This is a genomic window from Herbaspirillum rhizosphaerae (assembly GCF_001189965.1).
GTDB lineage: Bacteria > Pseudomonadota > Gammaproteobacteria > Burkholderiales > Burkholderiaceae_D > Herbaspirillum > Herbaspirillum rhizosphaerae.
The window spans coordinates 309,853-325,610 of sequence record NZ_LFLU01000004.1; the positions used below are offsets into that span (position 1 = coordinate 309,853).

Here is a 15,758-nt window from a genome sequence, read left to right on the forward strand (position 1 = left end):
CCGGGGACCGGAGGGAAGCTAAAACGCCACCGGCGCGACTAGAACAGCGCGTCCTTGCTGACGCCGCGCGACACCAGCGTGCGTTTGAGCTTGATCAGCGCCTCTTGCTGGACCTGGCGTACGCGCTCGCGGGTGATGCCCATTTCGGTTGCGAGTTGCTCCAGCGTCGATGGGTCGTCGTTGTCGAGGCCGAAACGGCGCGTGATGACGATTCTTTGTTTATCCGGCAAGTTTTTGAGCCAGTCGCGAATCAAGATCGACATTTCATGCGATTCCGCCTGGGTATCGGGATTCTCATCCATCGAGCCCGGCAGCAGATCGATCAGGCTGGCCTGAGGATCGTTGTCCAGCGGCGTATCGAGCGAAGCGGCGTGTTCGGACAGGGTCAATACATCCTGCACGTCTTCCACCGGTCTATCCACCAGATGGGCGATATCTTCGGCAGTGGCGTCGCGGCCGTCGTGCTGCTGCGCTTCCAGATGGTATTTGGCGCGCAGGATCTGGTTGAGCTCGCGCACCATGTGTACGGGCAAACGCACCGTACGCGCCTGGTTCATGATGGCGCGCTCAATGCTCTGGCGTATCCACCAGGTAGCATAGGTCGAAAAACGGAAACCGCGCTCGGGTTCGAACTTGTCGATGGCGCGCATCAGGCCGAGATTGCCTTCTTCGATGAGATCGAGCAAGGCCACGCCCCGATTGATGTAATGCTTGGCAATCGACACCACCAGACGCAGGTTGTGCTCGATCATTTTTTGACGGGAAGCAAAATCGCCCTGCTTGGCGAGCGTAGCGAAGTACAGCTCTTCCGGGGCGGTCAGCAACGGCCGGGTGCCGATCTGATTGAGGTAATGCTGGGTGGTGTCGGTAGAGAGTTCGGCGGCGAGGACCTTCTTCAGCTCCTCCACGCCCTCGACGGCGACGACAACTTCCGCTTCGCCGTCGCCTTCGGCAGGCTCGCCCTCCTCAATCACTTCCAGATCGTCGGCAGCATCCATTGGCTCGACTGGGTCGTCCGATCGGGACTCGTCATCTGGCAGGTGATCTTGAGGGCGTGGGCTCATACGCTAACGTGGCGGCAGGTATTTCGACGGATCGACAGGTTTGCCTTGCTGACGAATTTCGAAGTGCAGCTTGACGCTGTCGCTATCCGAATTCCCCATCTCGGCAATCTTCTGCCCCTTGGTTACAGCTTGCCCTTCCTTCACCAATATCGTCTTGTTGTGCGCATAGGCCGACAAGAGATTGTTCGTGTGCTTGACGATCACCAGGTTGCCATAGCCGCGGATGCCGGCGCCGGCATACATGACCTTGCCCGCTCCGGCCGCCAGCACCGGCTGGCCGCTCTTGCCGGCGATGTCGACGCCCTTCTTGCCGCCCTCGAACGTGCCGATAACCTTGCCTTCTGCCGGCCACATCCACGAGACTGCGTCGTCGTCCGCTGCCGGCGCCGCTGCCGCAGGTGCCGGCGCCGGTTTATCCGCTGCATGCGCGGGCTCGGTCTTGGCCGGCGCTGCTGCCTGCGTTGTTGCCGCCGCAGGCGCGCTGGTCGGCGCAGTATCCGGTTTTTCCATTTCGGCCAATGTGCTGTCCGAATAGGCGCGCTTGTCGCCGCGCGGACCGATCTTGTTGCTGCCGACGCCGGCGACCGGCGCCGCAACGCCGTTATTGGCTGCCGTCGATGCGCCCAAGGGCTTGACTTCGATACCACCCGACGTACCGCCGACCACTACCGCGCCGGTTTGCACGCCGTCAGGCGGCGACACCCGCAGCACCTGATCGACCTTGATGTCGTTCGGATTGGTCAGGTTGTTCCAGGCGACGATATCGCGATAGCTCTGCCCCGACTCCAGCGCGATACGGTACAGCGTATCGCCCTTCTTCACCGTGTAATAACCTTTTCCTTCGGGACGCGCTGCTGCGGCGGCTGCTGCAGGCTTGCTTGCGTCGACAACCGGCTGGGAAGAGTTCCCCGTGCGATCCACCACAGGAGCCGCGATACGCGGCGTAGTCGAACACGCTGCAAGCAGACTGACGGAAATCCCCAGGCAAACCAAACGATTTTTTTTCATGCTCATTACATTAATTTTGTACAACGATAACGTTGACCCGCGCCTTGCGCGAGAAGTTCATCGGGACAAGCAAGGCCTGATCATGCGCCTTGTTGCCATTGGCTGTGCTGCTTATTTTGCTTATTCTATTTCTTGTTACACCGTGCCCGGACGCAGCGGCACAAAATGGCATTCTTCCAGGGTTTCGCTGGTCCACTCAAACTTGCTGATGCGCTCGATCAGCTGCAGCATTTGCTGACGCCCCCCGACCGGCGCCACCAGACGCCCGCCTATCGCCAACTGCTCCAGCAAGGCCTGCGGTACTTCCAGGCCGGCCGCAGCAAGAATGATACCGTCGAACGGCGCCACCTGCGGCAGGCCTAGCATACCATCTCCGTAATGCAAGCGGATGTTGGCGATACGCAGCGGCCGCAAATTGGTTTTGGCCAGTTCATGCAACGGTTTGATGCGCTCGATCGAATACACGTCCTTGGCCACCAGCGACAATACCGCCGCCTGGTAGCCGCAACCCGTGCCGATTTCCAGCACGCGGTCGAGCACCTTGCCCTTATTGTTGTCGCGCATGATTTCGATCATGCGGGCCACGATGTAGGGCTGCGAAATCGTCTGATGATGTCCGATCGGCAACGAGGCATCGATGTAGGCCTGGCTCGACAGCCCCGGATCCATGAACATATGCCGCGGCACCGCCTCCATCGCCGCCAATACCTTCGGATCGCTCACACCCTGCTTGGCTACCCGCGCCACCATGGCTTTGCGAACCGCGTCCGACACCAGCGGCGCTTGCCGGTTGGCGGTCGGCATCGGTGTCGGCAAGGCGCTGCGCGCGGCGGGCTTGCCGGCCGGCTGCGCGGATTGCGCCGATTGCGCGGCCTGCGCTTTGGCAGCCTGGCGGCCGGAATCCTGTGCGGCGTTTCTGGTGGCCGTCTGCGGCGTCACCACCGTGCGTGTCGGCGCGGCGAACTGCGTCGCGGTCCGTCCGGAAGCCGTCGCCGGCGACTTGCCTTTCTTCTCGACCACCGAAGACAAGGACAAAGGGAAACGACTCGATTTGCCGGTCATGCCAATGCCTTCTTCAGATTGGCCAGTTGCGCCGTATGCGTCAGGTCGATCTGCAGCGGCGTGATCGATACATGCCCTTGCGCCGTGGCGTGAAAATCGGTGCCATCGCCGGCGTCCTTGACGGCGCCGGCCGGGCCGATCCAGTAGATGTCCTTGCCATGCGGATCGCGCATCTTGTAGACCGGCTCCGAGGTATGCCGCTTGCCCAGCCGCGTCGCGACGCAAGGCTTGAGTTCTGCGTACGGCAGATTGGGAATATTGACGTTCAGCAGATAAGGTTTGGCAAGTTCTTCGAACTGGCGCTCGACGATTTCACGCGCGATGCGCGCGGCGCTGTCGAGATGCTCCCAGCCCTTGTGCAACTGAGAAAAAGCAATCGCCGGAATGCCAAACAGGAAACCCTCGGTCGCCGCCGCCACCGTACCGGAGTACAACGTGTCGTCGCCCATGTTCTGTCCTTGATTGATGCCGGACACGATCAGGTCCGGACGTTCCGGCAGCAAACCGGTCAAGGCGACATGCACGCAGTCCGACGGCGTGCCATTGAGATAATAAAAACCGTTGCCGGCACGCTCAACCCATAAGGGGCGATCAAGCGTCAGCGAGTTGGAGCTGCCCGAGCGATTGCTGTCGGGCGCGACCACCGTGATCTCGGCGATGGCGGACAAGGCGTCAGCCAGCGCCAGGATGCCTGGAGCCTGATAGCCGTCGTCGTTACTGATTAAGATTTTCATCCCGCCATTTTACCCGAAGCCCCCTGTCGAATTCGCAGAGAAATGCCGCGATGCATCGTAAAATATGGCGATGCTCGACCGGCGGCCGGAACGCCGGTCGCAGGCGTCGGATCAGTCGGTTTCGCTGACGGTCTGATAGACAAACGCGGACAAAATGAGGCGGTCGCGCGCCGATACGTCGACAAACTCCAGACCGTACTTGGCGTAGTTGGGATCGCTGTCGGCCTCGACCGTGCGCAGCACGACATCCAGGTCCAAGCCGCGTTCTTCGCCGGCAACGTTGATGATGAACTTGAGACGCCCCGTGGCATCCTTGGCGCAGCCGAGAAAACTGCTGACGCCGGATACGCCGCCAACGCTCAGATCGAGCAGATTGAGCGCCGCAGGCGGCGCCGAGGCGATCGTCAGGAAGGCGTCGACATCCACTTCCACGCGCGTATCCTGACGGATCACGGTGCAACGCACTTCACGCGGGCACGACAGATGCAGGTAGGGATACGGCAGGTTCTGGTACTTGAGCACGCTGGCGACGAAGGCGTAGGCACGCCGCCCCGACAGGGCCCGCACCACCACGATCTGGCCGTCGCGCAGGTGCATGTACTTTCCGTCTTTCACCGGCGCCGACACCAGCACGCTTTTGCCGGCCAGGCTGCCCATCAGGCTGATGTTGTAGCGCACGTCGGGCGCTTCTTTCAATTGCAGCGACAAGGCATCGCCGATGCGCCAGCGCACCTCGTCCATGGTGACGATGCTTTCTTGCCCGCGGCTCGGCGCAGGCGGACGCAGGCCTTTGGAGCGGCGGCGCTTTTGCAGCACGTCGCGCGATTGCGGCAAGGGCACCGAGTCGGTATCCGGTTCGGTGCCCCATTTCTCGTTGCGAAACAGGCCGTGTTCCAGCAAGCCGTCGAGCTGGCCTTGCGTTTCCACCATGCTTCCGCGCGCCAGCAGCAGATCGCCGGCTTCGTTATAAATCGGCCACGGCGAACGCTGCCCGACAATGAGCTCGCTGGCGCGTAACGGTACTAATGCGGTGGATGCGCTTGAACTTGCCATGCATATCCTCGGTATGGGTTATTCACCGTGCAGATCGCGTCGGTGCGATCGCTGCTTCAAGAGTGATTCAAAATTCGGTCAAGATCGGTCAAGATTCGCCGGCCGCCGTCGCAGCCGCCGCCAGCTCTGCACGACGAACAAAAAATTCTTCTACCGCGGCGATCTCGCGCGTGCGCTTGAACGGCGGCAGACTCTGCCAGATGCGTCGGCCATATCCCTTGGATATCAGCCGGGGGTCGCAAATCATCAGCACGCCGCGATCGCTCTCATCCCGAATCAGACGCCCGGCGCCCTGCTTCAGATTGATGATTGCCGACGGCAACTGATGATGCATGAAACCGTTCAGCCCCTTTTTCTCCAGCTCTGCAATGCGTGCCGCCAGCACCGGATCGTCCGGCGGCGAAAACGGCAGCTTGTCGATAATCACCAGCGACAAGGCATCGCCACGCACGTCGACGCCTTCCCAGAAACTCTGGCTGCCGATCAGCACACCGTTGCCGGACGCGCGGAAGCGATCCAGCAACTCGGTGCGCCCCGCTTCGCCCTGCACCATCAACGGGAAAGGCAGGCCGCGCGTTTCGAACTCTTCGCGCAAACGTTCTGCCGCGCGATTGACGGCGCGTATCGTCGTGCACAACAGGAAGGTGCGGCCACCGGCAGCGATGATCGCCGGCAAGGCAGCATCGATCACGGCATCAGTGTACTCAAACGAATTGGGTTGCGGCAGATTGTTGGGCACATACAGCAAGCCTTGCTGCTCGTAGTCGAACGGGCTTGGCCATGACTGCGCAGGCTCATCCCACAAGCCCATCTGCGAGGTGTAGTGATTGAAATCGTTCTTCACCGCCAGCGTCGCCGACGTAAAGATCCAGGCGCGCGGCACGCCTTCGCGCTGCTTGTTGAAAATCGGCGCAATCGACAGCGGCGTGCGATGCAGTTGCAGCGACGAAGTGAAGGCTTCGACCCACAGCACATAGGTCTGCCCGTCTTCGCTGGCGGCTTTGTCCTGGGCGCCGTTCCAGTTGTCGAGCTGGCCCGACAGTTCGATGGCGCGGGTGCGGCATTGCTCGATGGTCTCGGCGCGCTCGGCCTGCTTTTCCAGCACGGCGATCATGTCGTCCATGTTGTCGCGCAAGGTTTCCAGCGCCGGGAAGAAGACGCTCGACGGCGCAATCTGATTGACCGCCAGGCGGACGATATCTTCCGGGAAAGCCAGACGCAGATCGCGCACCGCCTTCTCTACCGGCGACACCACCTTGGCCCAGTCGGCGCCATCGCGCGCGTGCGACAAGCCCTCCGCCAGCACATCGCGGCACAGCTCCAGCACTTGCGATGTCGACACGGTATCGCCGAAGAACATGGTCGCGGTTTCCGGCAATTGATGCGCTTCGTCGAAGATCACGGTATTGGCGGTGGGCAGCAACTCGGCCACGCCGGTGTCCTTGAGTGCGACATCGGCAAAGAACAAGTGATGATTCACCACCACGATGTCGGCCTGCTGCGCTTCCTTGCGCGCCTTCATGACGAAGCAATCCTGGTAGTACTGGCACTCGGCGCCGAAGCAGGTATCCCTGGTCGACGTGACCAGATTCCAGATCAGCGCCGTCTCCGGCACCGAGGACAATTCGGCTTTGTCGCCGGACGAGGTGGTCTTCATGAAACGCGAAATCTCGCGCAGATAGCCGACATCGTCGCGCGAGGTCATGCGGCCGTTTTGCAGCGTGCGTTCGAGATGAAAATGGCAGACGTAATTGGATCGTCCCTTCAGCAGCGCAACCGACACCGGCGCGCTCAAGGCTTTGCGCACCGTCGGGATGTCGCGCAGGTAAAGCTGATCCTGCAAATTCTTGGTGCCGGTCGAGACGATGACTTTGCCGCCCCAGAGCAAGGCCGGGACCAGATAGGCAAATGTCTTGCCGGTGCCGGTGCCCGCCTCTGCGATCAGCGTACGCTGACCGGCGATGGCGTCGGCAATGGCCTTGGCCATTTCTGTTTGCGAGTGACGCGGACGATAGCTGCCTACCTGGCCGCCCAGCGGGCCGCCTGCGCCGAAAAGCTGCTCAACCTCGGCATCATGGATACCATGTGGAACGGGTGCTGCGGTATCTTCGATGGAACTCACTGACTGACGCCTGTAAAGAGGTTGAACCAGACCACAAGGGAATAAATAAAGAAGCTCCGCCGCAGCGTTGCCGAAACGAACGGCATGCGCCGCCAGCGAGAGTTAACGTTCAGGCACAGAGCTGCGACTGCTTTCGTGCGTCAACCGCAGAACCGATCGCAAACGAGCGACGACGATCAGGCCGGAATATCCGGCATCAATTGCATTTTCAGCAACACGATATGATCTTTCAATTGCAACTTGCGCTTCTTCAAACGGCGCAATTGTAATTCTTCGTGACGGGTCTCCAGCGAAAGCAAGTCGATCACCGCATCCAGGTCGCGATGTTCGACTTCCAATTCGATAATACGGCGCTGTATATCTTCGCGGTGCGTCATGGTCATGGTGGCTTCTATTGCAAAATCGGCGCGGGCTCTGACAGCCGCGGCCAAGGAAACGAACTGTTGACAGTGTAATCCACCTGCCGCAGGTCAACAATCGTTGCCGGCATTGACTGGCGGCGAAGCGCTTATTTGGATGACGCCGCAACCGGTGCAGCAGGCGCCTGCTGTTGCTTGGCGGCACGCTCGCGTTCTTTCTCTGCCTTCTTGGCTTCGACTTCCTTGCGGTGCGCTTCCGCTTGCTTGACCTTTTCCTTGTAGGCTTGCTCGTTGGCCGCACGCTGAGGCGCCTTTGCCGCTTCTTCGGCCTGCGTCTTGCGTACTTGTGCTTCGTGGGCTTTCACGCGCAGATCGGCCTGGCCTTCAGCCTGGCTTTCGCGCTCGGCCACCTGCTTCTGCTTGGCCATGCTCTCCTGAATCTTTCGCTGCGAGGCTGCCGCCTTTTCCTTTTGATCCTGCGCGCGGCGAGCTGCTTCCTTCTCATCATTCGCGTGCTGTTCGGCCAGCGACTTGTCGCGGTCATCGGCCTTGGCCTGGCGCTTGTAGGCATTCGCTTCCACCTCGACATCACGCACTTGCTTCACCGCGACGCGATTGCGTTCCTTGGCGTCTTCCAGGCAGGACGATACGAAAAACCGGTGATAGCAGGCGCGCTGATCATCGATATATTGATCGTTGATCACCTGACGTTCCTTCTCGGCTTCAAGAAGAATGCTGTCGGCGGAGTCGACGGTCTGAATCGATCCCGACGGATAACGCTGATCGAATGTCGGCTGTCCGGGCGTTCCGTAGGCCTTCTCGGCTGCCGACGCCGCACATGGCAGCAGCGCCAGCAACGCCAGCAACGTAGCGGCGCAGGCAAGCAATTTGCGGGAGGAATGTTCAAAAAATAATTGCATGTAACCCTTATCCATATTCAAGCAAGCTTATCGGCGGCCAGACGGCGCTCGGAATCCATATATTCGCGCGATTGCATTTCAATGATACGTGAAACCGTGCGGTGGAACTCATTTGACAACGTGCCTGCGGTGTAAAGCTCTTCCGGCTCGACCTCGGCCGACATGATCAGCTTAACCTTGTGGTCGTAGAACACGTCGATCAGCCAGGTAAACCGGCGCGCTTCGGACGACATCGCCGCCGACATGCGCGGGATGCCGGACAAGATCACGGTCTGGAAGCGGCTGGCGATTTCTAGATAGTCGTTCTGCGAGCGCGGGCCGCCGCACAAGGTGGCGAAATCAAACCAGATCGCGCTGCCCGCACGGCGCAAGGCGCGAATCTCGCGCGCCTCGATATGTACACGAGTATCTTCGTCGGCGGTTTCCGCAACGGCGGCGAAGGCGTCGCGCAACTCGCTGTCGGTGGTGGCGTTGAGCGGCGAATGATAAATCCTGACCTGCTCCAGCGCGCGCTTGCGGTAGTCGACGCCGGCATCGATGTTCATCACGTCGAGCTTGTCGTTGAGCAGCTTGATGGTCGGCAGCATGCGATCGCGATGCAGGCCGTCCGGGTACAGCGTATCCGGCTGGTAATTCGAGGTCATGATGAACGACACGCCGTTGTCGAACAAACCGGTCAACAGGTTGTACAAGATCATCGCATCGGCGATATCCGAGACGTGGAATTCATCGAAACAGATCAGGCGATATTTCTTGGCGATGCGGCGCGCGACTTCATCCAGCGGATTGGCGATGCCCTTGAGCTCGTCGAGCTGGCGGTGGACATCGCGCATGAATTCGTGGAAGTGCAGACGCGTCTTGCGCACCACCGGGACGACCGAGTAAAAGCTGTCCATCAGGAAGGACTTGCCGCGCCCTACGCCGCCCCACATGTACACGCCGCGCGGCACGTCAGGGCGATTGATCAGCCGCTTGAAGGTGCTGGAGCGCTGCGATTTGAACGCGACCCATTCTTCGTAGGCGCGCTGCAGGCGATCGATCGCACGCTGCTGCGCCTCGTCTGATTTGAAACCACGCTCGCTTAGCGCATGATCGTAGAATTCGCGGACATCCATGGTTGATCTTTATTTTTGGTTCGCGTCATCCTGAGCATCCGGAATGAGCGCAATCGGCCGGGATAAAACACGATGCCGACTTCGTAAAAACGGGGACGACTAAAACAAAATGGGCGAGCCAGGCTCGCCCATCGATGAGGACCGGAGTTTACCAGTGAAGGTAAACCCGATTCATCAGAAGTTCAGCGCGCGCTTGTCGACTGCCAGTGCGGCCTCCTTCGTTGCTTCGGACAACGATGGGTGAGCGTGGCAGATACGTGCGATGTCTTCTGCGGAAGCACGGAATTCCATCGCCACGACGGCTTCGGAAATCAGCTCCGAAGCCATAGGGCCGACGATATGCACACCGAGGATTTCGTCTGTCGTCGCATCCGCCAGGAACTTGACCATGCCCGAGGTATCGCCCAGTGCGCGTGCACGGCCGTTTGCCAGGAACGGGAAAGTGCCGGCCTTGTAAGCAACGCCGTCAGCCTTCAGTTGCTGCTCGGTCTTGCCGACCCATGCGATTTCCGGCGAGGTGTAGATGACCCAAGGGATGGTGTTGAAGTTGACGTGACCGTGCTGGCCGGCGATACGCTCGGCAACGGCAACGCCTTCTTCTTCCGCCTTGTGCGCCAGCATCGGGCCGCGCACGACGTCGCCCACTGCCCACACGTTCGGCAGGTTGGTCTTGCACTCGCCATCCACGGCGATGAAGCCGCGCTCGTCCAGCTTCAGGCCAACGCCTTCAGCGTTCAGGCCGGTGGTGTTCGGTGTACGGCCGATCGACACGATCAGCTTGTCGAACACAGCCTTTTGCGCATTGCCCTTGTCGTCGGTGTAGTCGACGGTAACGTCTTTCTTGCCGGCCTTGATGTCGCCGATCTTGACGCCCAGGTTCACTACCAGGCCTTGCTTGGCCAGCAGCTTTTGCGCTTCCTTGGCGATTTGTTCGTCGACTGCGCCGAGGAATGTCGGCAGCGCTTCCAGCACGGTGACTTCCGCGCCCAGACGACGCCAGACCGAGCCCATTTCCAGGCCGATCACGCCGGCGCCGATCACGCCCAGCTTCTTCGGTACTTCAGTGATTGCCAGTGCGCCGGTGTTCGACAGGATCAGTTCTTCGTCGAACGCTGCGCCAGGCAAGGCGCGTGCGTTGGAACCGGTTGCGACGATGACTTGCTTGGCAGTGATCGACTCTTCGGTTGCACCGGCAACCTTGATTTCGTAGCCGTTGGCGTCGCCCTTGACGAAGCTGCCGCGACCGTGGAAGAAGGTGACCTTGTTCTTCTTGAACAGGTACAAGATGCCGTCGTTGTTTTGCTTGACGACGGTGTTCTTGCGACCCAGCATTTTTTCCAGATTCAGGCCCAGACCTTTGACTTCGATGCCGTGATCGGCAAAGGAGTGGCTGGCGTGCTCGTAGTGCTCCGACGATTGCAGCAATGCCTTCGATGGAATGCAACCGACGTTGGTGCAAGTACCGCCAGGTGCAGGACCGCCCTTTTCGTTTTTCCACTCATCGATACATGCAGTATTGAAACCCAGTTGTGCTGCGCGAATTGCCGCGATATAGCCGCCAGGACCGCCGCCGATGACGACCACGTCAAAATTTTTACTCATGTTTTATTCCTAATTCGTTGTGCGCGAGTCAGCAGACCCGCGGAGACAAAAAAAGCGCTGAACGCCGAAGCCTTCAGCGCCTAGCCGGCTCTGTGGGCCGTCGGGCAAGCGTAGCGAGCAATCCGAGGTCGTCGCGAGAAGCACAGCCGTACGAACGTACGGCGAGCGTCACAGCGGCGAGATCGGCTTGCGCAGTAGCTTGCCCGTTGGTCATTACAAGTCCAACAGCAAGCGTGCCGGATCTTCTAAAGCTTCCTTGATCGCAACCAGGCTCAGGACGGCTTCGCGGCCGTCGATGATGCGGTGGTCGTAGGACAGTGCAAAGTAGTTCATCGGACGAATCACGATCTGACCGTTTTCAACCACGGCGCGATCCTTGGTGGCGTGAATGCCCAGAATCGCCGATTGCGGCGGATTGATGATCGGTGTCGACAGCATCGAGCCGAAAGTACCGCCGTTGGACACAGTGAAGGTGCCGCCGGTCATTTCTTCGATCGACAGCTTGCCGTCCTTGGCCTTTTGACCGAATTCACCGATCTTCTTTTCGATGTCGGCGATCGACAGTTGATCCGCATCGCGCAGAACCGGCACCACCAGACCGCGTGGCGAACCGACTGCAACGCCGATGTCGAAGTAGCCGTGGTAGACGATGTCGTTGCCGTCAACCGATGCGTTGACGATCGGGTATTTCTTCAGTGCGTGAACGACCGCTTTGACGAAGAAGGACATGAAGCCCAGCTTGACGCCGTGTTCTTTTTCGAACTTGTCCTTGTACTTGGCGCGCAGGTCCAGCACAGGTTGCATGTTGATTTCGTTGAAGGTCGTCAGGATCGCGTTGGTGGCTTGCGATTGCAGCAGACGCTCGGCCACGCGTGCACGCAGGCGGCTCATCGGGACGCGCTCTTCAGGACGGTTTTCCAGGCTTGGCTTGCCAGGAGCAGCAACTTGTTGCAGCGCCGGCTTGGCGGCGGCAGTTGCAGGAGCAGCGGCCTTCGGTGTTGCCAGAGAAGCCAGCACGTCGCCCTTGGTGACGCGGCCGTCTTTGCCTGTGCCCGACACTTGCGCTGTCGACATGTTGTTGTCTGCCAGGATCTTGGCGGCAGCCGGCATGGCGACGTTGGACTTGTTGGCCAGCTCGGGAGCGGCAACCGGAGTCGGTTCGTTGGTCGATTGCGGTGCAGGAGCGGCCTTGATTTCCAGCGGGCTCACTTGCGCGGAGGCGTCGGTGTCGAGGATCGCGATGACTTCGCCCGCGACCACGGTCGAACCGTCGGCCTTGATGATCTGCGTGATGACGCCGGCTTCAGGCGCCGGCAATTCCAGCACGACCTTGTCGGTTTCGACGTCGATCAGGTTTTCGTCGCGTGCGACGGCTTCGCCCACTTTTTTATGCCATTGCAGCAGCGTCGCTTCTGCAACGGATTCTGATAATTGTGGGACTTTTACTTCGATTTGTGCCATGTAACTTCTCCGATTCGGGTTATTCAATAAACATCAGCGCGCATCGCCCTCGCGATGCGCGCTGTGCAAGATCTGATTACTTAGTCAGGACAAAGCCTTTGAGCTTCGAGAACGCGGTATCGATCAGCGCCTTTTGTTGCGCATAGTGCTTGTCGTAGTAACCGACCGCTGGCGATGCGCTGGCTGGACGACCTGCATACGCAAGCTTTTGACCGTCAGTCAGATTTTCAAAGATGTTGTGCTGGATTTGCAGCCATGCGCCCTGGTTTTGCGGCTCATCTTGCGTCCAGACCAATTCCTGGAAGTTCGGGAATTGCTTGAGCGCAGCAGCAAACGCCTTGTGCGGGAACGGATACAGCTGTTCGACACGGATGATCGCTGTGTCGGACTGGCCGCGCTCCTTGCGGGCGTTGACCAGATCGTAGTAGACCTTGCCGGAGCAAGCGATCACGCGCTTGACCTTCTTGGCGTCGATCTTGTCATCCAGTTCAGGAATGACGGTCTGGAACGAACCCTTGGCCAGATCGGCCAGCGGCGAACCGGCATCCTTGTTACGCAGCAGCGACTTCGGTGTCAGGATGATCAGCGGCTTGCGGAACAGGCGGATCATCTGACGGCGCAGCAAGTGGAAAATCTGCGCAGCAGTCGTCGGCTGGACAACTTGCATGTTGTTGTCGGCGCACAGCTGGAGGTAACGTTCCAGGCGTGCCGACGAGTGCTCAGGACCCTGGCCTTCGTAACCGTGCGGCAGCATTTGCACCAGACCGGAAGCACGGCCCCACTTCACTTCGCCGGAGCTGATGAATTGGTCCATGACGACCTGAGCGCCGTTGGCGAAATCGCCGAACTGGGCTTCCCAGATAGTCAGCGTGTTCGGCTCGGCAGTCGAGTAACCGTATTCAAAGCCCAGCACCGCTTCTTCGGACAGAACCGAATCGATCACGGTGTACGGAGCCTGGTTCTCTGCGACGTTTTGCAGAGGAATATAAGTACCGGCATCCCAACGCTCGCGGTTTTGATCGTGCAAGACAGCGTGGCGGTGAACGAAAGTGCCGCGACCTGCATCCTGACCGGTCAGGCGGATGGCGTAACCGGAAGCAACCAGCGAAGCGTAGGCCAGATGTTCGCCCATGCCCCAGTCCAGGTTCAGATCGCCGCGACCCATTGCTGCACGGTCGTTGATGACCTTCTCGACCAGCGCATGCGGCTTGAAGCCTTCAGGGATGGTGGTGATGCGTGTCGCCAGGCGCTTCAGTTCTGCCAGCGGCACGGCGGTGTCGGCAGCATCGGTCCACTTGCGGTTCAGGAACGGCAGCCAGTCGACGGCGTACTTGCTCTTGAAGTTGGTGATGACCGGATCGACAGTGTGCTTGCCGCTATCCATCGCATCACGGAAAGCCTTGACCATGACGTCGCCGCCGTCGGCCGGGATAGTGCCTTGCGCTGCCAGGCGTTCTGCATACAGCTTGCGTGTACCCGGATGTTGCGCGATCTTCTTGTACATCAGCGGCTGTGTCAGCGCCGGTGTATCTTGCTCGTTATGACCCAGCTTGCGGAAGCAGATGATGTCGACGACGATGTCCTTCTTGAACTGCATGCGGTAATCGACTGCGATCTGCGTGGCGAACACGACGGCTTCCGGATCGTCGCCGTTGACGTGCAGCACAGGCGCTTCGATCATCTTGACCACGTCCGAGCAGTACAGCGTCGAACGGGAGTCGCGCGGATCGGAAGTGGTGAAACCGATCTGGTTGTTGATCACGATATGCACGGTGCCGCCGGTGCCGTAGCCGCGAGTCTGCGCCAGATTCAGCGTTTCCATCACGACGCCCTGACCTGCGAACGCGGCATCGCCGTGCACCAGGATAGGCAGCACTTGCGAGCCGTCCTTGTCGCCGCGGCGATCCATACGCGCCTTGACCGAACCTTCAACCACAGGGTTGACGATTTCCAGGTGGGACGGGTTGAACGCCAGCGACAGGTGGACCGGGCCGCCCGGGGTGCTGATGTCGGAGGAGAAGCCTTGGTGATACTTGACGTCGCCGGCCGGCAGGTCGTCGGCGTGATGGCCTTCGAACTCCGAGAACAGTTCCTGCGGCGTCTTGCCCAGGATGTTGACCAGCACGTTCAGACGACCGCGGTGGGCCATGCCGATGACGATTTCCTGCACGCCCTTTTCACCGGCGCGCTGGATGGTTTCGTCCAGGGAGGCGATGAAGCTTTCGCCGCCTTCCAGCGAGAAACGCTTCTGGCCGACGTATTTGGTGTGGAGGTAACGCTCCAGGCCTTCGGCCGCGGTCAGGCGGTCGAGGATGTGCTTTTTCTTTTCAGCCGAGAACTGCGGCAGCGCGCGTGTCGGTTCCAGGCGTTCCTGGATCCAGCGCACTTCAGTCGGGTCGCTGATGTAGGTGAATTCGGCGCCGATCGAACGGCAGTAGGTGTCGCGCAGCGATTGCAGCAGGTCGCGCAACGATGCGGTTTCGCCGCCGAAATAGGTATTGCTGATATTGAACACGATATCCATATCGGAATCGCTGAAGCCGTAGAAAGTCGGCTCGAGTTCAGGAATGCTTGGACGTTCCTGGCGTTGCAGCGGATCCAGGTTGGCATAACGCGAACCCATGTCGCGATAGCCGGCGATCAGTTGTGTTGCAGCGACGCGCTTGCGACCCATTTCGGTATCGGCGGAAGCAACGACCGTGCGGATCGGACCTTGCTTGGCGCGCTCGGCGAACGACGCGATGACCGGAGCGTGGGCGACGTCGGGACGATTGGAGCCGTCAACTGCAGGCACGTGTTGCACCGCGTCGAAATAAGCACGCCAATTGTCTGGTACGGATCCGGGATTATTGAGGTACGCCTCGTACAGTTCTTCCAAGTACGGCGCATTTCCACCAAAAAGGTAGGAATTGAGATTGTATTGCTCGTAGAGCTGAGTCATATCTGGCTCACCTTTCTTCGCGTTTCGCGAGATTAGCGGGTTAATCTAACCTTCCGCGACACGGCCTGACCGGTTAGCGGATTGCACATCAAGTTGTGGGGAAGGACCATGTCTACCTGAACGTTTTGGGTTATCCAGTCAGCATAGGCAGAATTATATATCCTTATTTCCAATAAAAAAGCGAATCCTGAAGATTCGCTTTTTTATTTCTGTTGTTTGTTGTAACCAGCGGCAAGGCACTGCCATAGCCGCCGGGCAACTACCAACGAGTTGATGACAGCCTGATGACGACTTGATGACAAACCCCTTCGGATCAG

Annotated in this window: 12 protein-coding genes; all 12 read right to left on the reverse strand. The window is 59.6% G+C overall.

The window, feature by feature from the left end; translation table 11 throughout:
- Nucleotides 1-38 precede the first annotated feature (38 nt).
- Nucleotides 39-1,064: an RNA polymerase sigma factor RpoS gene (gene rpoS, locus AKL25_RS08670; protein WP_050477235.1), complete on the reverse strand. Its 1,026-nt coding sequence runs from the start codon at nt 1,062-1,064 to the stop codon at nt 39-41.
- A gap of 3 nt (nt 1,065-1,067) precedes the next feature.
- On the reverse strand, nt 1,068-2,072 hold the full coding sequence (locus tag AKL25_RS08675; RefSeq protein WP_050477306.1) for a peptidoglycan DD-metalloendopeptidase family protein: 1,005 nt from the start codon (nt 2,070-2,072) through the stop codon (nt 1,068-1,070).
- A 135-nt stretch (nt 2,073-2,207) separates the two neighbouring features.
- Nucleotides 2,208-3,134, reverse strand: coding sequence for a protein-L-isoaspartate(D-aspartate) O-methyltransferase (locus tag AKL25_RS08680; RefSeq protein WP_050477236.1), 927 nt, complete (start codon nt 3,132-3,134; stop codon nt 2,208-2,210).
- The gene (surE, locus tag AKL25_RS08685) at nt 3,131-3,868 is read right to left on the reverse strand and encodes a 5'/3'-nucleotidase SurE (protein ID WP_050477237.1); all 738 of its coding nucleotides are present in this window, start codon (nt 3,866-3,868) and stop codon (nt 3,131-3,133) included. Before surE ends, AKL25_RS08680 begins: the two co-directional genes overlap by 4 nt.
- Before the next feature lie 111 nt (nt 3,869-3,979).
- Nucleotides 3,980-4,921, reverse strand: coding sequence for a flagellar brake protein (locus tag AKL25_RS08690; protein WP_050477238.1), 942 nt, complete (start codon nt 4,919-4,921; stop codon nt 3,980-3,982).
- Between the two features lie 88 nt (nt 4,922-5,009).
- Complete coding sequence (locus AKL25_RS08695; RefSeq protein ID WP_050477239.1) at nt 5,010-7,043, reverse strand: DNA repair helicase YoaA; 2,034 nt, start codon at nt 7,041-7,043, stop codon at nt 5,010-5,012.
- Between the two features lie 176 nt (nt 7,044-7,219).
- Nucleotides 7,220-7,426 carry a YdcH family protein gene (locus tag AKL25_RS08700; protein ID WP_205627228.1) on the reverse strand — a complete coding sequence of 69 codons (207 nt, stop codon included), beginning with the start codon at nt 7,424-7,426 and terminating at the stop codon, nt 7,220-7,222.
- Between the two features lie 125 nt (nt 7,427-7,551).
- Complete coding sequence (locus AKL25_RS08705; protein ID WP_050477308.1) at nt 7,552-8,322, reverse strand: hypothetical protein; 771 nt, start codon at nt 8,320-8,322, stop codon at nt 7,552-7,554.
- 17 nt (nt 8,323-8,339) lie between these two features.
- Nucleotides 8,340-9,437, reverse strand: coding sequence for a cell division protein ZapE (gene zapE, locus AKL25_RS08710; RefSeq protein WP_050477240.1), 1,098 nt, complete (start codon nt 9,435-9,437; stop codon nt 8,340-8,342).
- A gap of 174 nt (nt 9,438-9,611) precedes the next feature.
- Nucleotides 9,612-11,039: a dihydrolipoyl dehydrogenase gene (lpdA, locus tag AKL25_RS08715; RefSeq protein WP_050477241.1), complete on the reverse strand. Its 1,428-nt coding sequence runs from the start codon at nt 11,037-11,039 to the stop codon at nt 9,612-9,614.
- A gap of 213 nt (nt 11,040-11,252) precedes the next feature.
- Nucleotides 11,253-12,500 (reverse strand): 2-oxoglutarate dehydrogenase complex dihydrolipoyllysine-residue succinyltransferase, encoded by a 1,248-nt coding sequence (gene odhB, locus AKL25_RS08720; protein WP_050477242.1) that lies wholly within the window; start codon nt 12,498-12,500, stop codon nt 11,253-11,255.
- Between the two features lie 76 nt (nt 12,501-12,576).
- Complete coding sequence (locus AKL25_RS08725; RefSeq protein WP_050477243.1) at nt 12,577-15,441, reverse strand: 2-oxoglutarate dehydrogenase E1 component; 2,865 nt, start codon at nt 15,439-15,441, stop codon at nt 12,577-12,579.
- Between the last annotated feature and the right edge of the window lie 317 nt (nt 15,442-15,758).